Here is an 18,422-nt window from a genome sequence, read left to right on the forward strand (position 1 = left end):
GCTCAGAGCCGGATGAGGGTCTTGAGGGACTCGCGCTGGTCCATGGCCCGGTAGCCGTCGGGCGTCTGGTCGAGGTCGATGGTGAGGTCGAAGACCTTGCCGGGCTCGACGGTGCCGTCCAGGACCGCGGGCAGCAGGGTCTCGAGGTAGGCGCGGACCGGGGCGGGACCACCCGTCAGGGTGATGTTGGGGCCGAAGAGGCTGCCGAACCCGATCGGTGCTTCCTCGTACTGCGGTACGCCGACCCGGCTGATGACACCGCCGGGGCGGACGACGCCGACGGCCTGTTCGTAGGCGGGCAGGTGGCCGACCGCCTCCAGTACCGCGTGGGTGCCGCGCCCGCCGGTCAGCTCGCGCACCGCCGCGATGCCCTCCTCGCCACGCGCGGCCACGACGTCGGTGGCGCCGAACTCGCGGCCGAGATCGGTACGGTCCTTGTGCCGTCCCATGAGGATGACCCGTTCCGCCCCCAGTTGCCGGGCGGAGAGCACCGCGAGCAGGCCGACCGCGCCGTCGCCGATCACCGTCACGGTCATGCCATGGCGCACCCGTGCCTGCTTGGCGGCGTGGTAGCCGGTGCCGTAGACGTCGGCCAGCGTCAGCAGCGAGGGCAGCAGCGCCGAGTCCTCCTCGACACCCGGGAGGGCGACCAGCGTGCCCTGTGCCTGCGGCACGCGGATGGCCTCGGCCTGTGCGCCGCCGACGTCGCCCGCGGCCCAGAACCCGCCGTTGGGGCAGGAGGTGTGCAGGCCTTCGCGGCAGAACTCGCAGGTGTTGTCCGCGTAGGCGAACGGTGCCACCACCAGGTCACCGCGGCGCAGCCCGGAGACCTCCGAGCCCAGATCCGCCACGACGCCGAGGAACTCGTGCCCCATCGGCGTGCCCTGCTCGGCGGCGGGCATGGAGTGGTAGGGGTGCAGGTCGCTGCCGCACACGCACGAGCGCACGATCCGCACGACCGCGTCGGTGGGTTCCCGCAGGACCGGGTCGGGTGCGTTCTCCACCCGAACGTCACCGGGGCCGTACATGAAGGTCGCTCGCATGATGTCCTTTCGCTGATCTGTGCCTGCCCGCATACCCCGGGCGTCTTCCAGGAAACTCCGACAGGTACGGCGGCGGGAGGGCCCGTCGTTACAGGTAATGGCAGTACCCCTCACGGAGCCTGCCGCGCCGGATCACCGCAGCTCGACGCGCCGCAGCCACGCCATGGCCGGTCATCGGAGGCTGAGCACCTCGACCTCGTCATCCCCAAAACGCCGCCGACCGACCGTCGACAGCACGCGTGGGTGGTCGAGTCGGCGCAGGAACCGTCTCAGTAGTGATTCGAGGCGTGTCGTGAGGTGCAATGAGCCGATCCGCACGGAGAACTTTGTCCCCTCATGAATTCCCGTGGAATTGTCCGAGCGCGAATCCTGTACCGCGCGAAGTCATCGCTGCTGGTCAGGCTGCGTATCCAAGGTGGCGAAACTTCGCCACGGCGAAGCTCCGGCCTGGGCGGCACAGAGAGACGTCGGGGAAGTGGAGGATGGATGCCACAGGGCGTCCCGTTGCTGTTTCGTGATCTGAAAACCGGCCGTCCGGTCTTGTTCGATGGAATCTCGCTCGAATTTGATCGGACACAGCTTCAGTGCGCGTGTTCGACCTGTCACCCTTTCGGGAAGTCGAGAAGGGGGTTCGAATGGCCGAGCACATTGATCCACGCGCTATCGCGAATGTCTGGCAACAAGCCGCCAAAAAGATCACCACGCTCAGACGGGTCCGGCCGGACGATGCGGAGGCGACGTGGAACGAGGCGATCGACCAGGCTGAAGCGTTGCTGCGCAAGGAGGCCGAGGATGTGCTGTTCATGGGGCGGATGGCCCACCTGCTCATCGTCGGCAACATCGCACGCGACGACACTGTCGCGGGAAAACCGTAGTTGCAATTAATGTGCGTTTGAGCTCATTGTCGCTGCCCTGTCCAGCCGCATGCCCCTGCGGGCTGCGGTCACCGGATGGAGGTGCGCTGATTGGGCTGGAGCGGGATTTCTCGGTGATCGAGGCGGCCACACACACAAACAGCGGCGGATTGATCACATGAGCGAAGTGCTCGACGTCGGGTGGGTGCCGGGTACTTCGCCAAGCGAGCCGCTCGCGCGACCGGTCCGGACAGGCTCGCGACCGGAGGCCGTGGTGGAGTACGCCGCGCGCACCGCGCCTCCGAGCTACCGGTTAGTGATCGCGGGCGCTGAAAGGCTACTGCTGTCCGACAATGCATACGACGTCATGGTCCCCAGCATGGCGTTCACCACCTGAAGTTGGACCTCCGGCAGGTCGCGCCGCACGAGGTGTGCCGCGTGCTCCGGCCGGAGGGGCCGACTGCTGCTGCTCGTCGACTTCCGCCCGTCGTTGGGTTTGATCGCCAGGCGCCTCGTCGGCATGCTGGGCGGCCGCGTGATGGCGCACAACTCGGTGGACGGGCTGCCGGATCTCGTCGCGGCAGCAGGGCTGACCATCATCGGAACGGGGATCGCTGGCCTCTGTTGCGCGATGAATTGACCTGTCGCAGGTGGCGCCAACCTCCTCAATCTCGAAGTCGAACTCGGCATGCTCAACAGCGTCTGCAGACCCGACCTCAGGGCGCCAACGCAAACTTGCCCGCGAGAGCCCCGGCACTCCTCATTCGCAGCACCCTCCAGAACGGCAGCGGACCTGCAGTCTCAACGCCGACCACTCCAGCCTCAACGCTCCAGGCAGGACACACATCCCGCGACTTCAGGTCAACGCAAACAGGCATGGCTGACGGCTGACATCGGACACTGGTAGAGGGTGAATTGCCAGAATACTGCAAAGTAGGTTCGCGTCGTCCTGATGTGATTATCGTTCACATTTGCGTCGCGCTGCCCCAACCAAGTAGACAGTTGACGCGGTGATACCTTGATCTACAAATAGTCCCCCGTTGGGGGCTCGGAATCACTGGATCGGATGATAATCGTAAATGTCCCCTTGGCACACTCTCCGCATGCCCCTCGACGAATTCATCCCCGCGGTGAGGAAGGGACTGTCCCTGAGTCTCGGTGTCCGCGTGTTGCAGGCTGCGCTGGCCGTACAGACCGCTTCTAGCTTGAACTGGTACGACATGCTGCGCTTCTTCGGCAGCACGCCGGCCAGTGTCGCGGCCTAGCGACTCGCCTGTGGATCGGTCACCCCGGTGACCTTGTTTCTCGAAGATGCTTTGTCTGCCTGTGCCACGCTTCGTGGAGGTGGCACAGGCAGGCTGGCCGAAGTCGTCAGCAGTTCGGAGAGGACACTGGCTCGCGGGTCGGTGGGTGAGCTGAGCAGTACGGTCGCGTCCGTCCAGGCGGTTGCCGCTCGCGTGGTCTCACCGGTGGCCGCGAGCGTCCGTCCCAACAGGACCAGGGCGTCGATTTCGCCGGAGACGTTCTGGGTGTCGCGGTAGGTGTTGACGGCTTCATAGGCCATCGAATTGGCCTTCGTCAGCGAGTTCTCGGCGAGGTAGGCGGTCGCGAGCGTGAGAAGAACCATCGCGGTTCCGCCCCGGTTGACTTGCGCGCGGTCGAGTTCGTCCAGTGCGGCTTCCCCGTATCGGATGGCCTCCGCGATGTGATTGCGTTTCAGCGCCAGGTTCGCGAGGCAGGACAGGGCCGTACCGTGGCCCGCTGGGTCGTGTGCGCGTTGTGAGGCGTAGCTGGCTTGGCGATAGTGCTCCTGGGCGTCGGCGAGTTGGTCGAGTTCAGTGTGGGCGTCGCCGAGGCGGCGGTGGCTGTTCGCGATGCCCCACTCGCTGCCGATGCGGGTGTTCAGGCCCAGGCCCCTGGTGAGCCAGGTGATGGCTTCGGCTGGTCGGTTGAGGTTGAGGTAGGTGACGCCCGTGTTGTGGACAGTGACGGCAAGCCCGCGAGTGTCGTCAGCTTGGGTGAAGGCCTCATAGGCCATCTCGAAGCAGAGGCCTGCGCTCGCGTGGTCGTTGAGCAGCGCGAACACAAATCCTTTGTTGTTGAGACAGCCACCCGCGGCGGCGGTGTGGCCGAGGTGCTCGGCAGCTTGCCGGCCGAGTTCGTGGATCTCCACGAGATCTTGTGGCGCCTCGTAGTGGCTGAGCGGGTGGAGGCAGGCCGAGAAACGCCAGACGTGCTCGTGATATCCCAGGTTGGCGGCCCGGTAGGTGCAGGCGACGAGGTTTGCGCGCTCGCTGACCAGCCACTGGAGCGCTGGGTTCGGGCCGTCGAAGTTCATCGGTTCGACCGCGTCGGCGAGTTCGAGTTCGGGTACGTCGTGGTCGTCGCCGACGAGGTGGACTCTGGCGTGGCGGGCGGTCGCCAGGTACCAGTCCAGCATGCGGCGGGTGGCCTGGGAGAACGTCTCGGCGGGCTCGTGGGGGATCGCGGTCGCATAGGCATGGAGCAGGTCGTGGACCAGGTAGCGGTTGCTGCGTTCTTGAGTGACCAGGTGAGCACCGACGAGTGAGTCGAGCAAGCGTTCGACGTTGTCGGTGTCATCACCGGCGAGAGCGCTGACGGCCTGGATGCCGAATCGGGTACCGGGATGCAGGCCGATGAGGTCGAAGATGCGTCGTTCGTCGGCACGGAGAGCGTGGTAGCTCCACGAGAACGTGGAGCGGAGCGTGGTGGTGTCGTCGTCGCCGTGTGAGCCGGCGTCGAGCAGCCGTCTGGTGTGCGCGAGATCTTCGGCAAGCTCGTCGATCGGCGCTTGCGGACGGGCGGCGATGTGTTCCCCGGCGATCCACAGCGCCAGGGGCAGTCCCTGACACAGGTCGATGAGTCGGGCAATCGCGACCGGTGACTCGGCGACTCGCCCACCGAGGTGCTTGTCCAGCAGGTCCGCCGAGTCCTGTTGTGGCAGCGCCGGAACAGCGACCGCGCGGACGGCCTCCCGATAGACGATCCCTGTCAGTCGTCGACGGCTGGTGATCAACGTCGGTCTCGGGATGGCCGCCAGAAGGGGGCGCACGTGCGCGCTGTCGCGTACGTTGTCGAGGATGACGAGGACCTGCCGGGTGGACAGCGTGCGTCGCAACAGGTTGGCGCGTTCGGTGGTGTCGTCGGGGATCTGGGACGGGTGGACGTCCAGCTCTTCCAGGAACGACATCATGACGGTATGGGGCTGGACGAGCGGGGTGTTCGAGTAGCCGGCGAGATCGGCGAACAAGATCCCGTCGGAGAACTGGTCACGTCGTCGCCGTGCCCAGTGCTTCGCGAGTGTCGTCTTGCCCACGCCCGGCGGTCCGTCGAGCGCGACGACGTCTGCTCCTCGATCCTCGCCGAGGAGAAGTCCGTCCAGCCTATGGAGGAGGTCTGCCCGGCCCGTGAAGTACGGCGTCACGCGCGGGGTGCCTGCCCTGTTCGTGGCGGATGGTGCGGGCCTGCTCGGGTTGGTCACCTCGTTGAAGATCTGGGCGAGTTCGGATGACGGCCGCACTCCGAGGTCATCGAGCAGTCGCTGTGTGAACTCGCGGTAGAACGCGGGAACCTGGCCGACGCGGTTTGCCGCCGCGAGTGCGCGGATCCATTGGCCGGCCAACTGCTCGTTGTTCTCGTGTTCGGCGAGCAGAGGCGGGAGCTGCTCCAGGACGAAGTCGTGGTCCCCGAGCGCGAGCTTGGTGTCGAGAAGTGCGCAGTGGGCGGGAACGAGAGTCTGGTTCGTCAGGGTGTCACGAAGGCGCCGGGCCCACGTAGTGTCGAGATCGGTCAGTGGCGGGCCTGTCCATAACCGGAGTGCTGCGGAGAACAGTTCGGCTGCCTCACGAACCTGCCCGCCGCCGCGCGCACGATGTCCTTTCCGGACGATCGTCCGCAGCTGATGATAGTCCACTATGGATGGATCTGTCGTGAGCCGGTAGGACTTGTTGTCGCGATCAAGGTCCGCCGGGCATCCCGCTTCGCGGAAGACCCGGCGCAGCCGCGAGACATAGGGCTGGAGCGTCTTGGCCGGATCGGGAGGCCGGTCGTCATCCCACAAGGCTTCGGAGATGCGGTCGACGTGCACGAACTCGTTGGCGCGGTAGGCCAGGTACCCCAGTAGGCCGCGCACCTTGGTCGAGTCGACGCGGACATGCCCGTGCATCTGCAGGCGCACCTGCCCAAGAATGTGTATTTTCACCTGTGTCCCCAGCTCGTCGCGATGTGGCCGCGTTCTGAGTGTGTGGGCCTAAAAACATCAACTTCGTTTGTTGACATCCTCCGATATCGAACCGTTACGGAGATGTCCAATGCACTGCAAGTGATCTGCAAGGTGCTTGCCAAACATCGCCTCACTCTGGCTCTCGGAGTCGTTCAGGAGGGGAGTGGAAGTGGTCGGAAACGAGTGGCGGCAAGTGCCGGTCAGTTTCGGTGCTGAGCACTGGGTGTCCAGGGACACGCAGGCAACGGTGCTGGTGGCAGCGCACACGCTGGTCTCGACCCAGCGGCTGATGGACGTCGTTGAGTTGATCGAGACTGATCCGCGGATTCAGCTCATATACAGCAGGGCTCCTGCAGTGCTCGGCGCAGGTGTGTCCGAGTATTTGGATTCTGTCGGGGCGCTGCAAATTCCCTGGGCGCAAGCCGTGCGTGAGCGTTTCGATCTTGCATTGTCCGCCGCATACGCGGCGATTGACGAGTTGCACGCGCCGGTTATGGCAATCCAGCACGGTGCGGCCTGGGGTAAGCGATCAGGCGGGACCGGGCAGGTCTACGGACTGGACGCGGGCCGGCTGCTCCGCGACGGCAAGCCGATACCGACAACGCTCGTGTTGTCGCACGAGGCCGACCGAAGGGTGTTGGCGGAGCAGTGTCCGGAAGCGTTGAGCGTCGCACGCGTCGCAGGGGATCCCTGCTACGACCGGATGGTCGCGAGCCTTCCGCACCGCGACGAATACCGGTGGGCACTTGGCGTCCGCGCCCATAGCGAGCTGATCGTCATCGCTTCAACGTGGGGCCGCCATTCGCTGTTCGGGCGGCTCGAGCAGTATCTGCCCGAGCTGATCAAGCAGCTGGATCCGGAACGCCATCAGGTGGCGATGCTGGTGCATCCCGGAGTGTGGGCCGCGCACGGGCGCCGGCAGCTGAGGGCCTGGCTTTCGGGTGCACGCGCGGCCGGATTGATGCTGATCGATCCGGAACTGGACTGGCGGGTAGCGGCAATCGCCGCCGACTACGTTGTCGGTGACCATGGCTCGACGACCGCCTACGCCGCCGCGATCGGGAAACCGGTTCTGTGCGCGGACCTTCCGCTGGAGCACCTCAATCCGAGGTCTCCGCAAGCGCTGCTCGGTATGGAGGCACCCCGGCTCGTCCGTGCCAAGCCCATCGAGGCTCAGCTCCGGACTGCCGCGGCCTGGCTGGCATCACAGCCGGACGGCAGCATCGCCGCCCGGCTCACCTCGCGCCCTGGCGAGGCGCATCGGTTGCTCCGCGAGGAGATGTACCGGCTGCTGAAAATGCCGGCACCCGGCCGTCATCGCGCTCCCGAGCCCGTGCCGGTACCGGATTTGGTGAGGAGGTGATGGTCGTGACCGAGAATCACGTGGACCCCATCGACGTGGTCGTCGTCGACGTCCGTACCGGCGACCGCGCCCGGCTGCAGGCTGCCGACGTGATCATCGGGCAGCGCCGTAGTCGTCGAGGGGCTCGCCGATGGGTGGAGTCGATCCGCCGCCAGTTCCCGGGCTGTGTTGTCGCCGTGTCCTGGTCGCGGCGTGGCCGCTGGATGGTGCTCGGGTGGCCCGGACCCGCCATCCATCTACCGGTTGGTTCTTCTGGCGAGGCTCACGCCGCCGAGGTCGGCCGGCTCGTGTATCAGCTCTGGATATGTGGTGTGGGAGGTCGTTCATGACTCGTGTTGTCGTCGCCGGCGTGGTCAGCGTCCGGCTCAGCAAGCAGGTGGAGGGGTTTCCGGTGCCGCTGGTATCCAGCGACGTGATCAGCGGCGGGGTCGGACTGCGTGTCGCGGGTGCGGGCTGGGCCGCGGCGACCGCGCTGCGCGCCCTCGGTGCGGATGTGCGCCTCGTGACGTACGTGGGTGTTGATCTGCCTGGGCGGATGGTCGAGCACGGTCTTCGTGCGAGGGGATGGTTCGACAACGGCATTCAGCTGTGCGCCGAGCAACCACGGTCCCTGGTCCTGTACGACGCTGCCGGAACCCGCTGCGCGACCTCGGATCTACGGGCGACATGGGATCTGCGCTATCCGGTGGACGTGTACGAATCGGTACTGGACGACCAGAACCCCGAGGTTGTGCTGCTGGGCAGCGTGGGGTTCACCCGGCCGCTCATCGATGTCACGGTGGCGAGGCAGGTGCCGATCGCCACGGATATGCAGTGCGTGATCGACGCGGACTACCCACGCAAACAGGACTGGTTGCGCGCGGCGACGATCATCAGCTGTTCGCATGAGCGGCTGGCCGGTGGACCGATGGCGTGGATCGAGGCGTTGTGGCATCGGTTCGCGACGCCAGTCACGATCGTCGGCTGTGGTGCCGACGGGGCGCTTGTCGCTTTGTGCCACGACCGTGCTGTGTGGCATGTCGCCGCTGCGCCGACACGTGGCGTCCGATACGTCGGGGGAGCGGGAGACACTCTGCTCGCCGCGTTCCTCTACCACTACCTCGATCACGGTGAGCCTGTGCCCGCGTTGCGCTCGGCCGCGCTGGCCGCCGGGTGGATGATCGGAGGCGGTGCCGACTACGAGTTCGACCTGTCGGCCCGGCAACTCGCGGACCTGGGTGTCCGGCACGGTGAACCAGAAGTACACCGAGTGCGATGATCTGGTGCCCCGTCCAGTTGGATTGGGGTGATGGGCGGCGGGGCCGTCGAGAATCGTGCCGTATCCGCCTTGACGGGGCACCAGTGCCCCGTCAAGGCGAGGAGGGCACGTTTCTCCGCGGCCCAGGCGGCCGCTGGCGGCGTTGCGGGAAAGCCCAAGTACAACCCGGTACGAGCGGCTTTCCCGCGCCTTGCCAGCGACCACCTGGATCCACGGACAAACGACCCACTTCACCTTGACGGGGCACTACCGAACCCGCTTGCGGTGGCTGGTGTCGCACAACGGGTAGCGCTTGCTGCGGCGGCACGTGCACACCGCCACCACGAACCGGTCGGACGTGACGGAACTGCCGTCCTCGGTGACCACTTCCACCGGCCCCTCGACGAGCAGCGGGCCGTCCGGCACGACGCGCACCCTGCGTGGCGTGCGGTCGGCGGACTCCGGCGTCAGTGACATGGCGTCAGGGTGCCACCCCCTGACCAGGTCAAACACCGTCACCCGCGGGTGAGATGCCGGTTACCCAGGAATAGCCGTTGTGCTGGCCGGGCAAGCCGGAGCGGCAGAGCTCGACGTCGACAGTGGAGGGTGAGAACCGTGATCGGTCAGGACATGGTCAACCGGTTGTACGACTGCCAAGTCGTGGACCCGAGGGGTGAGAAGATCGGCTCCGTCAAGCGGGTGTGGCTGGACGGGCAGACCGGCGACCCGTTGTGGGCGTCCGTGCACACCGGCCTGTTCGGGTTGAAGGAGTCGTTCGTCCCGTTGCAGCGTGCGGAGTTGCGCGACGACCACCTTCGGGTGCCGGTGGAGAAGGAACAGGTCAAGGGCTCGCCGAGAATCGAGGCGACCCACGACCACATGACCGATGACGAGCAGGCCGCGCTGTACCGCCACTACGGGTTCGGCCCGCAGGGCGGGCCGAGGGACCGGCACCCCATTCGACGGCCGGGCATGAGCCAGCAGCCAGGGGAGTACCCGGGCCGTGGCAGAGGACCCACCAGTCACCCCCGGCCGCCCGGCGGCGGGACGACGACGCAGCCGAAGGCCGGCACCGGGCAGGTGGAGACCGGCAGGGTCCGGCTCGTGAAGCACGTGGTCACCGAACAGCAGCGGCCCGTGACGCGCGAGAAACGGACTGATCTCGGCGACGGTCCGAAAAAGGGCCGCTGATCGCACGAAACCGGGGCCCGCGAAGAACGCGGACCCCGGTTGGGTGTGCGTCAGACGTGCGACAGCGCGGACAGCGCGCTCGCCAGCGTCAGGTGGACTTCGAGGTCGTTCGTGGCTTCGGTGAGGCTGAGTACCCGCTGCACGGGTTGCGTCGGGGCGGCCAGTACCAGCCTGCGTTGCTCGGCGGCGCAGCGTTCGCCCGCCGCCCGTAGAACCTGCACGCCGACCAGCGCGAGGAAGTGCACCTCCGACAGGTCCACCAGCACGTTCGGCACCTGGCGCCGCTCGGTGTCGGTGAGTGCGTCCCGCAGGGCGGGTGCTGTGCAAAGGTCGATCTCGCCAACCGGATGAATCTGCTCGATGTCATCGCGGGCGTGGATCTGCATCACGGTGAGGTGCTGGAGCGCGCTTTCCCTGCGCGTAACACGCCTGTGCGTGTTGTTGCTCATCGGATCTCCCTGAACCGGTTGATCGTGAGCGCCAGAAAGGAAGAACCACCACAGCTGACATGCTGGTGGTGCGGCTCTGCCACCGCCGCCTGCCACCTTGGCAGAGGACTTTCGCGATTTAGCGTCTCGTGAACTCGGCTGTCTGCTCAACCTCACCCCAGGATCCCATGGTGTGGCAGACGTGTCCACCACCGCAGGTCAGGCCTCGATGGCCGCACCCGCGCGGCGCACCGCCGCCACGATCTCGGCGTTCGTGACGCCTTTGACCAGGTACTCCCGCACGCCGAGGCGCTTCAGCTCGTCCACTGTGCCCGAATCGTCGTAGGCGGAGAACGCCAGCAGCTGCGTGCGTGGCGAGTGGAGCCGGATCTCCCGTGCCGCGTGCGAGCCGCCGCCACCGGGCATCCGCACGTCCAGTACCGCCACGTCCGGGCTGTGTGTCACAGCGAGGTCGACGGCCTGGACCGCGTCCTCCGCGATCGCCACCACCTGCAGGTCTGTCTCCGCCGCCAGCACCTCGGACAGTGCGAGCCGGATCATCGGGTCGTCGTCCGCGACGAGGACCCGCAGCGGCATCCGCATCTCGAACGTCATGACCCATCCCCTGCCGACGCAGGCGGGTTGGGCAGCCAGAACTGGACGGTCGTGCCGTTCCCTGGCGAGCTGGTCACCGACCACCAGCCGCCCGCGGTCTCGGCCCGCTCCCGCATCTCGATCAGCCCGAAATGCCGGTTTTTCTCGGGTGTGACCGAGTTGGGGAAGCCGCGGCCGTCGTCGTGGACCCGCACCAGCGTGCCGCCGTCCCTGGTGGAGAGCCTGAGGTCGACCCGGGCCGCGTCCGCGTGCTTGCGCACGTTGCTGAGTGCCTCCTGGCAGATCCGGAAGATCGTGATGGCGGTCGCCGTCTGCGGCTCGGTGGTCAGGCCGGCCGTCGACAGGTCCGCCTCGAACCCCCACCCCGCCACCACGTCGGTCAGGTACCCGGTGAGCGCGGGCACCAGACCGTGAACGTCGATCGCGGTCGGCCGCAGGTGCACCACCAGGCTGCGCAGCCGCCCGACCGACGCCCGCACCGACTCCTCCAGCTGTGCCGCGACGGTGCGCTGCTCCTCGGGCAGGCGTGCGGCGAGCAGTTGCAGCCGCATGCCGACGGCGACCATCGCCTGGATCGAGTCGTCATGCACGTCCCACGCGATGCGGCGGCGCTCCAGCTCCTGGGCCTCGACGAGGTGGCTCAACAGCCGCCGCCGCTCGGTGAGAGTCGCCTCGGCGTTGCGCCGCTCCGTCATGTCGCGGGTGACCTTGCCGAAGCCGCGTAGTTTCCCGGTGTCGTCCCAGAGTGCGGTGATGACCACGTTGGCCCAGAATCTGGTGCCGTCCTTGCGGAGGCGCCAGCCTTCGTCCTCGAGCCGGCCGTCGGCGATGGCTTCGCGGAGTTCGCGTTCCGGTTTTCCGTCGGCGATGTCCTCCGGTGGGTAGAAGACGGAGAAGTGTTTGCCGAGGATTTCTTGTTCGCGGTAGCCCTTGATGCGTTCGGCGCCGATATTCCAGCTGATGATGTGGCCGGTCCGGTCGAGCATGAAGATGCCGTAGTCGCGCACGCCCTGAACGAGCAGGCGGAACCGTTCCTCGCTCGCCCGCAGCGCTTCGTCGTCCATGCGGCGGTCGGTCATGTCGCGGATGATCTTGCCGAAGCCGCGTAGTTTTCCGGTGTCGTCGAAGAGTGCGGTGATGACCACGTTGGCCCAGAATCGGGTGCCGTCCTTGCGGAGGCGCCAGCCTTCGTCCTCGACTCGGCCGTCGGCGATGGCTTTGCGGAGTTCGCGTTCCGGTTTTCCGTCGGCGATGTCCTCCGGTGGGTAGAAGACGGAGAAGTGTTTGCCGAGGATTTCTTCTTCATGGTAGCCCTTGATGCGTTCGGCGCCGATATTCCAGCTGATGATGTGACCGGCCGGGTCGAGCAGGAAAACGCCGTAGTCCCTGACATTGCGCACCAGGAGCCGGTACCCGTCATCGGGTTGCATGTCCCAACTGTGCACCACCTGCTGGCGGTCTGGCCCGTCAGGCAGGGTTGCCGTTCGCGGGTGTGGCCAGCTCACACCACACCACCTTCCCTCGGCCGCGGCGCGAGGCACCCCAGGCGGACGAGATCTGCTCGACGACCCGCAGGCCGAGGCCGGTCGTCGGCGTCATCCGGTGTGACACCGGAAGCAGGGGACTGTCGTCGCACACCTCGACGCGGACCCGGTCGTCGCCCTCGATGAGCCGGACCAAGGGGGAGCCGTGCCCGTGCAGGAGAGCGTTGGTGACCAGCTCCGATACGGCCAGTACGAAGTCGTCATGCGAGCAGCGGCTCCGCCACGAGGCCAGTGTGGACCGCGTGAACTGGCGTGCGAGAGCGGCACTGGTGTCCCGCTCAGCGAGGCGGAGTTCGGCTACCGCCGGTGCACGTGTCTCCACGACACCACCTTCGATGGACAACCCCTCCACAGGCGAGATGCGGCTGTCGCCTGCGTCATAGTGCAAGTGCATCAGTTCCACCCATGACGATCAGTCGAGCAGACCTTCCCGGCGGGCGATGGCCACCGCTTCGAGCTTCGAGCGGGCGCCCAGCTTCTCCAGGACGCGTTGCACGTGGTTGCGGGCCGTGTTGTGGGCGATGCCCATGCGGGTCGCGACGTCGGCGGCGCTCGCGCCGTCCGCGAGCAGGGTCAGCGTCTGCCGTTCGCGGGTGGTGAGGGTCGCGCTCGGGGTGCGGCCGGTCAGCCGGTTCAGCACCCCGGCCAGGAACTCCGCCCCGTACACCGCCTCACCGTCGGCGACCCGCCGGACCGCGTCCTCCAGCTCGTCGAGGCCCGACGACTTGAGTACGAGGCCGGACCCGCCCGCCTCGGCGACCCGCGCGGCGACCGTCGCCGTCGCCTCCCCGGTCAGCACCAGCACCCGGGCGCCGGACTGGCTCAGCACGCCGATCGACTCGATCGCGTCGCCGTCGGGCAGCCTGCGGTCCAGCAGCACCACGTCCGGCTCGTGTTCGCGCACCGACTCGACGGCTGTCGCGATCGAGTGAGCCCTGGCGACGATCTCGATGTCGTTGGCCCGCGCCATGGCGAGCGTCATCGCTTCGGCGACCATGTCGTGGTCCTCCACCAGGACGACGCGAGTCGGCGTCACGGCCCGATCCTTCTCGTCCGCGTATGGACTGTCTCCCGGTGGCAAGGTTCTCCCGCGTGGTTGTGAGAGCGCGTCAGCGCTTGTCAGTCTCCCCCGTCCACGGACGGGCTACCCAACCCGGTGTCCGTTTAGCCCTCGGATGACCTGGCTATTCCGCCCCCATGACCCGCTCGCTGTGGCTCGACACCACGCAAGGGACGGCCCGCAGGGAACCGCCGCTGCCCGCCACCGCCGACGTGGTGGTGCTCGGCGCCGGTATCGCGGGCCTGACCACCGCGTACCTGCTCGCCGAGGCGGGCCGGTCCGTGCTGGTGCTGGAGGCGGGCGAGATCGGCGGCGGGGTCACCGGCCACACGACCGCGAAGGTCACCGCGCAGCACGAGCTGATCTACCACCGCCTCGGGCCCGCCGCGGCCCGGTACGGCGGAAGCCAGCTGGCCGCGCTCGAGTGGATCGCCGCCACGGCGGCGGCCAAGGGCATCGACTGCGACCTGGAACGCACCGACAGTCACGTCCACACGACCGACCCCGGGCAGCTGCCCACGCTGCGTGCGGAGGCGGCGGCCGCGGTCGCCGCCGGGCTGCCCGCCGAGTTCGTGGCCGGGATCGAACCGCCGCTTGGTGCGGTGGGTGCCGTGCGATTCCGTGACCAGGCGCAGTTCCACCCCCGCAAGTGGCTGCTCGGTCTCGCCGCGCTGACGGAGGCGGCCGACGGGCGGATCATCGAGGGGGTCCGCGCCACCGGCCTCCAGGAAGGCAGCCCGTCGATCGTGCGGACGACCGCGGGCGCCGTGCGCGCGGCGGAGGTCGTCGTGGCGACCCACTACCCGGTCTTCGACCGAGGGCTCTTCTTCGCCCGGCTGGAACCGACCAGGGACCTGGTCGTCGCCGGGCCCGCGACCCGGACGGTCACCGGCACCTACCTGGACGCGCGGACCCACCACTCGGTGCGCGGTGTGCCCACCCCCGACGGCCAGCAGGTGATCGTCGGCGGCGAGCACTACCGGGTCGGCGACCACGTCGACGTCACCGCCCGGTTCGCCCGGCTGGAGGCGTGGGCCCGTGAGCACGTGGGCATGACGGAGGTCCGCTACCGCTGGTCGGCGCACGACCTGTCGACCGTGGACAGCGTGCCGTACGTCGGCCGCTACCACCCGCGCGCCCGGCACCTCTGGGTGGCGACGGGCTTTGGCCAGTGGGGCATGACGGGCGGCACCGCGGCGGGGTTGCTGCTGCGCGACCTGGTGGTGGGGAACGACAACGAGTACCAGGACCTGTACGACCCCAACCGGTTCTCACTGCGTGCCGCGGCCGGGCTGGTGACGGCCAACGCGACGGTGGCGAAGTTCCTGGCCGGTGACCACCTGCGGGCGCTCAACGCGGCCGGCCTGGGAGACCTGCCGCCGGGCGAGGCGACGGTGACCCGGCAGGGGACGTCGATGGTCGCCGCGTACCGGGACGAGAGCGGGGCGCTGCACGCCGTGCGTGCGCACTGCACGCACCTCGGCTGCCTGGTGGCGTTCAACAATGCCGAGCGCACATGGGACTGCCCGTGCCACGGCTCCCGGTTCGATGTGGACGGACAGGTGATCCAGGGGCCCGCGGTACATCCGCTACGCCCAGTCAACGGAAAGGAACAACGATGACCGAGCCGATTCCTCCCGCGCCGCAACCGCTTCCGCAGCCTGGCGAGCCCACTCCTGTGCCCACCGACCCGCCTCAGCCGCCCGTGCCCCCGGGTCCGGACCCGAGGCCTCCGTCCGAACCGGACCCTCTCGGGCCTGGCGGGCCTCGATAGGTCGGTTCCGGGTTTGCCTCCGGCGGCTCCTCGCCGGAGGGGCAGGTCTCCGGGATGGCAGGGAGCCCCTTGTGGGTGAAGGGCTTGCGCCCTCGCGGACGCGATGTCCGAAAGGCGCTTTTGGGACGCTCAATGACCTGAAAACGCCTTTCGGGACATCGGCATCGCACCCTGTGGGTGCGGGGTTGACCAGGTCGATGTCCATCGCGCGACCAGACCGAGAAACTGGTGGATTAGGTCAGGTGGTCCAGGTATCGGTTGGTGAACTTGGCTTTGGGGTCGTGGTGGGTGCGTAGTTCTGTGAAGTCTGGCCAGCGGGGGTACAGTTTGCTGATTTCGTTGGTGTGGAACAGTTTCCCCCAGTGAGGGCGGGCGCCCAGTGGTAGCAGGGCCGCCTCGATGTCGGGGAGTAGTCCGGTCACGCCCGGGACGTCCAGCTTCCACGTGAAGTGGATGCCCAGTACGTCCCGCCCGCCTGCCGGGGACAGCCACAGGTTGTCGGCCGCCACCGTGCGTAGTTCCGTGATCTGTAGCAGCGGGGCGATCCTCGGTGCCATCTCCCGCATCCGCGCCAGTGCCTCCTCGGCCGAGTCCCTTGGCACCAGGTACTCGCTCTGCAGCTCCGCGCCCGCGCTTGGCTTGTGTCCCAACCTGAAGTGCGGCAACCGGTCCAGCCACGGGCCAGGTACCCCGCCCTGTTCGGTCACCGCCGCCACCGACTCGCCCGGCAGCATGTGCACCGGGCCGTCCGCCGGGGTGAACGGGAGTGTCACGGGCGCAGTGCTCTTCACCCACACCTGCACCGGGCCGGTCCAGTCGGTGAACACGCTGACGCTGTACCCGCTGGCGAACACCCCGGCGAGGTCGCCGATCACCTCGGGCCACGGCACGTCCACGTAGACCTGTTGGCGCACCTCGAAGGTCGGGCGTACGTCCAAGGTCACCCTGGTGACCACGCCGAGCGCGCCCAGTGCGACCACGCTGCCCGCGAACTCCGGGTCGCCGCGCCACAGTGTGCGCAGCCCACCCGACGCCGTCACCAGCTCCAGCCCGGCCACCGTCGTCGACAGGCAGCCGTTGCCGTCGCCGGAGCCGTGGGTGCCGGTCGCGATCGCGCCTGCCACCGAGATGTGCGGCAGTGAAGCCATGTTCGGCAGCGCCAGCCGGCGTTCCTGCAGGAACTCCGCCAGCACCCCGTACCGGACTCCGGCGGGCACCGACGCCTGCTGCCCGGTCACGACGATCTCGTCGGGCAGCTCCTCCAGCGACACCAGGGTGCCCGGCCCGTCCGCCAGGTCGTTGAACGAGTGCCGCGACCCCAGCGCACGCACCCGGTCCCGGTCCGCCACCAGCTCCCGCAGCGCGCCGACCGACCGAGGCCGCGCCACCTCCCGCGCCCGGTACTCGATGTTGCCTGCCCAGTTGTGCTCCACCTACGACCGCTCCTGTCTGTGTGCCAGCGCGGCAGCCTGGATCCTGCTCTTGACCCCGAGCTTCCGCAGGATGTTGGAGACGTGCACGCTCGCCGTCTTCGTACTGATGAACAGCTCCGCCGCGATCTCCGCGTTCGTCTTGCCCTGCCCCACGAGGGAGAAGATCTCCGCCTCGCGGGCGGTGAGGCCCAGTACCGGTGTCGCGGCGGGCGGGGCGAGCCGGGCCCGTTCGCCGAGCGCGGTCACCAGTGCGGTCAGCGGTGTCGCGGACAGTCCCGCCGCGGTCGTGGCCGCCGACGCCAGCAACTCCGCCGCCCTGGTGCGGGAGCCCTTGGCACCCAACACGGACTCAGCCTCGCGGAACCGCGCGTACGCGGTCAGGTACCGGTCGGGGCCACCGTCGACCGCCGCCCACGCCGCCGGGTCCGGCCTGCCGAGACGGCTGCGTTCGGCCACCGCCAACGCCTCCGCCCGCCGGGTTCTCGGCAGTGCCACCGCGCCCTGGGCGGTCAGGTTCTCCCGGTGCGCCCGGCCCGCCGACAGCAGCTCGTCCGCGGTCGTCGCGTCCCCGGCGGCCACCGCCAGCCACGCGCCGGTCGCCACGAGCCGCGCGACCAGCCACATGTCGTGCGCGGCGAGGGCGATCTCGAGGCCCGCCCGGACCACGGCCAGCCCGTCGACGTGCCTGCCCTCCGCACCCGCGAGCCGCGCCCGCAGGTGGGCCAGCTCGGTGCCGTACTGCGCGTCGTCCTGGCCGTCGAGCACCGCGCCCGCCCGGGTCAGCAGTGCGGCCGCCGCACCGAGATCTCCGCGTCGCAGCAGGACCTCCGCGCGCGGCAGGTCCACGAAGATCCAGTTGAACGGGTCGGCGGCCGGGTCGTCGGGGTCGGCCCCGGTGTCGAGCGCCTCGTCCCACCTGGACAGTTCGGCGAGCGCCCGGACGGCGTTGCCCAGGATCGGCAGCAGGTAGATCGCGAAGCCCAGCTCACTAGCCCGTGTGATGCCGTCGCGGGCGAGCGCGAGCGCCTCGTCGTGCCGGTCCGCCCAGATCAGGCTCTCCGACGTGTTCACGTACCCGACGCCGACGAACCTCGGCACCCCGGTCCGCGCACCGAACTCGCGGTGCCGCGCGAGGAACCCGGCGCCATCGTCGACGTGGCCGAGCATGACGTGTGCGGTGCCGAGCACGGTCAGCGCACGGTTGCGCGGCACCAGGTCCTCCGCCGGATCCTCTGGCGCCTGCGGCAGGATCCGCTCGGCGTGCCGCACCGCGTCCAGGTGCCGGGCGCCGAGCATGTCGAGCATCATCTGCCACGACTCGACCCGCAGCCGGGCGGGCGAGCCGTCCGGCAGTAGCCGCACGGTCTCGGCGCTCGCGTGCCTTGCCAGCTCCCAGTTGCCGACACTGCGGGCCTGGTAGGAGAGCTGTTCGTAGGCGTGCGCGATCCGTTCCGGGTCGCGTAGCCCGGTCAGCCGCTCACGGGTCAGCTCGAGCGCGCGCTGGTTGTGGCCCGCGAGGCTCGCGGCCTCGGCGGCGCGCTCCAGCAGCGTGTCGTGGTCGATGCCCGTCGCCGTCTCGGGGTCGGCGACGTCCGGCCAGCGGCGCAGCGCCCGCTCGTAGTTGGCGTGGGCCGCGG

General features: G+C 68.3%; 19 protein-coding genes. 9 read left to right on the forward strand and 10 right to left on the reverse strand.

The features are described 5' to 3' along the window. Nucleotides 1-2 precede the first annotated feature (2 nt). Entirely contained in the window at nt 3-1,043 is a 1,041-nt protein-coding gene (locus WBA97_RS06025; protein WP_424229690.1) for a zinc-dependent alcohol dehydrogenase family protein, read from the reverse strand. 584 nt (nt 1,044-1,627) lie between these two features. Between WBA97_RS06025 and WBA97_RS06030 the strand changes: the two genes are divergently transcribed. The 4 genes from WBA97_RS06030 to WBA97_RS06045 all read left to right on the forward strand — a co-directional run bounded on the left by WBA97_RS06030 (nt 1,628) and on the right by WBA97_RS06045 (nt 3,162). After that, entirely contained in the window at nt 1,628-1,918 is a 291-nt protein-coding gene (locus WBA97_RS06030) for a hypothetical protein (protein ID WP_424229691.1), read from the forward strand. Between the two features lie 157 nt (nt 1,919-2,075). Further along, a complete protein-coding gene (locus WBA97_RS06035) occupies nt 2,076-2,294 on the forward strand; it encodes a hypothetical protein (RefSeq protein WP_424229692.1) in 219 nt (72 codons plus the stop codon). Nucleotides 2,295-2,387: 93 nt separating this feature from the next. After that, the gene (locus tag WBA97_RS06040; RefSeq protein WP_424229693.1) at nt 2,388-2,537 is read left to right on the forward strand and encodes a hypothetical protein; all 150 of its coding nucleotides are present in this window, start codon (nt 2,388-2,390) and stop codon (nt 2,535-2,537) included. A 463-nt stretch (nt 2,538-3,000) separates the two neighbouring features. Beyond that, nucleotides 3,001-3,162, forward strand: coding sequence for a hypothetical protein (locus tag WBA97_RS06045; protein ID WP_424229694.1), 162 nt, complete (start codon nt 3,001-3,003; stop codon nt 3,160-3,162). On the opposite strand, the gene WBA97_RS06050 is transcribed toward WBA97_RS06045, so the two are convergent. Beyond that, nucleotides 3,159-6,095, reverse strand: a complete 2,937-nt coding sequence (locus WBA97_RS06050; protein WP_424229695.1) for a BTAD domain-containing putative transcriptional regulator — start codon at nt 6,093-6,095, stop codon at nt 3,159-3,161. The genes WBA97_RS06045 and WBA97_RS06050 overlap by 4 nt on opposite strands. Before the next feature lie 214 nt (nt 6,096-6,309). Here WBA97_RS06050 and WBA97_RS06055 point away from each other — a divergent pair, with 214 nt between their 5' ends. From WBA97_RS06055 to WBA97_RS06065, 3 genes are read left to right on the forward strand one after another with little or no spacing between them, the layout of a single operon-like run. Continuing rightward, complete coding sequence (locus WBA97_RS06055; RefSeq protein ID WP_424229696.1) at nt 6,310-7,503, forward strand: hypothetical protein; 1,194 nt, start codon at nt 6,310-6,312, stop codon at nt 7,501-7,503. Then, on the forward strand, nt 7,503-7,832 hold the full coding sequence (locus WBA97_RS06060) for a hypothetical protein (protein ID WP_424229697.1): 330 nt from the start codon (nt 7,503-7,505) through the stop codon (nt 7,830-7,832). Before WBA97_RS06055 ends, WBA97_RS06060 begins: the two co-directional genes overlap by 1 nt. Next, nucleotides 7,829-8,761, forward strand: a complete 933-nt coding sequence (locus WBA97_RS06065) for a carbohydrate kinase family protein (RefSeq protein WP_424229698.1) — start codon at nt 7,829-7,831, stop codon at nt 8,759-8,761. Before WBA97_RS06060 ends, WBA97_RS06065 begins: the two co-directional genes overlap by 4 nt. Before the next feature lie 246 nt (nt 8,762-9,007). Here the strand turns inward: WBA97_RS06065 and WBA97_RS06070 are convergent, their stop codons facing one another. Continuing rightward, a complete protein-coding gene (locus WBA97_RS06070; RefSeq protein WP_424229699.1) occupies nt 9,008-9,217 on the reverse strand; it encodes a CDGSH iron-sulfur domain-containing protein in 210 nt (69 codons plus the stop codon). 138 nt (nt 9,218-9,355) lie between these two features. On the opposite strand from WBA97_RS06070, the gene WBA97_RS06075 reads away from it, so the two are divergent. Then, the gene (locus WBA97_RS06075) at nt 9,356-9,931 is read left to right on the forward strand and encodes a PRC-barrel domain-containing protein (RefSeq protein ID WP_424229700.1); all 576 of its coding nucleotides are present in this window, start codon (nt 9,356-9,358) and stop codon (nt 9,929-9,931) included. 50 nt (nt 9,932-9,981) lie between these two features. On the opposite strand, the gene WBA97_RS06080 is transcribed toward WBA97_RS06075, so the two are convergent. From WBA97_RS06080 to WBA97_RS06100, 5 genes are all read right to left on the reverse strand, one after another. Next, nucleotides 9,982-10,380, reverse strand: a complete 399-nt coding sequence (locus tag WBA97_RS06080; RefSeq protein ID WP_424229701.1) for an STAS domain-containing protein — start codon at nt 10,378-10,380, stop codon at nt 9,982-9,984. A gap of 198 nt (nt 10,381-10,578) precedes the next feature. Further along, complete coding sequence (locus WBA97_RS06085; RefSeq protein ID WP_424229702.1) at nt 10,579-10,974, reverse strand: response regulator; 396 nt, start codon at nt 10,972-10,974, stop codon at nt 10,579-10,581. After that, complete coding sequence (locus WBA97_RS06090; RefSeq protein WP_424229703.1) at nt 10,971-12,404, reverse strand: PAS domain-containing sensor histidine kinase; 1,434 nt, start codon at nt 12,402-12,404, stop codon at nt 10,971-10,973. Before WBA97_RS06090 ends, WBA97_RS06085 begins: the two co-directional genes overlap by 4 nt. Nucleotides 12,405-12,441: 37 nt before the next feature. Continuing rightward, the gene (locus tag WBA97_RS06095) at nt 12,442-12,840 is read right to left on the reverse strand and encodes an ATP-binding protein (protein WP_424229704.1); all 399 of its coding nucleotides are present in this window, start codon (nt 12,838-12,840) and stop codon (nt 12,442-12,444) included. Nucleotides 12,841-12,930: 90 nt separating this feature from the next. Further along, on the reverse strand, nt 12,931-13,554 hold the full coding sequence (locus WBA97_RS06100; protein WP_424229705.1) for a response regulator: 624 nt from the start codon (nt 13,552-13,554) through the stop codon (nt 12,931-12,933). 161 nt (nt 13,555-13,715) lie between these two features. Between WBA97_RS06100 and WBA97_RS06105 the strand changes: the two genes are divergently transcribed. After that, complete coding sequence (locus WBA97_RS06105) at nt 13,716-15,200, forward strand: FAD-dependent oxidoreductase (protein ID WP_424229706.1); 1,485 nt, start codon at nt 13,716-13,718, stop codon at nt 15,198-15,200. Nucleotides 15,201-15,585: 385 nt separating this feature from the next. Here the strand turns inward: WBA97_RS06105 and WBA97_RS06110 are convergent, their stop codons facing one another. Then, a complete protein-coding gene (locus WBA97_RS06110) occupies nt 15,586-16,785 on the reverse strand; it encodes a D-arabinono-1,4-lactone oxidase (protein ID WP_424229707.1) in 1,200 nt (399 codons plus the stop codon). Then, nucleotides 16,786-18,422 (reverse strand): LuxR C-terminal-related transcriptional regulator (locus tag WBA97_RS06115; protein ID WP_424229708.1); only part of this gene is annotated, 1,637 nt, incomplete at its 5' end.

This window comes from Actinophytocola sp. (assembly GCF_049647105.1).
Lineage (GTDB): Bacteria > Actinomycetota > Actinomycetes > Mycobacteriales > Pseudonocardiaceae > Actinophytocola.

Bases quoted from the DNA above. Each gene is read 5' to 3' on its own strand.
- WBA97_RS06025 (WP_424229690.1), bottom strand. From the start codon at position 1,043: ATGCGAGCGACCTTCATGTACGGCCCCGGTGACGTTCGGGTGGAGAAC.
- WBA97_RS06035 (WP_424229692.1), top strand. From the start codon at position 2,076: ATGAGCGAAGTGCTCGACGTCGGGTGGGTGCCGGGTACTTCGCCAAGC.
- WBA97_RS06045 (WP_424229694.1), top strand. From the start codon at position 3,001: ATGCCCCTCGACGAATTCATCCCCGCGGTGAGGAAGGGACTGTCCCTG.
- WBA97_RS06060 (WP_424229697.1), top strand. From the start codon at position 7,503: ATGGTCGTGACCGAGAATCACGTGGACCCCATCGACGTGGTCGTCGTC.
- WBA97_RS06065 (WP_424229698.1), top strand. From the start codon at position 7,829: ATGACTCGTGTTGTCGTCGCCGGCGTGGTCAGCGTCCGGCTCAGCAAG.
- WBA97_RS06070 (WP_424229699.1), bottom strand. From the start codon at position 9,217: ATGTCACTGACGCCGGAGTCCGCCGACCGCACGCCACGCAGGGTGCGC.
- WBA97_RS06080 (WP_424229701.1), bottom strand. From the start codon at position 10,380: ATGAGCAACAACACGCACAGGCGTGTTACGCGCAGGGAAAGCGCGCTC.
- WBA97_RS06085 (WP_424229702.1), bottom strand. From the start codon at position 10,974: ATGACGTTCGAGATGCGGATGCCGCTGCGGGTCCTCGTCGCGGACGAC.
- WBA97_RS06090 (WP_424229703.1), bottom strand. From the start codon at position 12,404: ATGCAACCCGATGACGGGTACCGGCTCCTGGTGCGCAATGTCAGGGAC.
- WBA97_RS06105 (WP_424229706.1), top strand. From the start codon at position 13,716: ATGACCCGCTCGCTGTGGCTCGACACCACGCAAGGGACGGCCCGCAGG.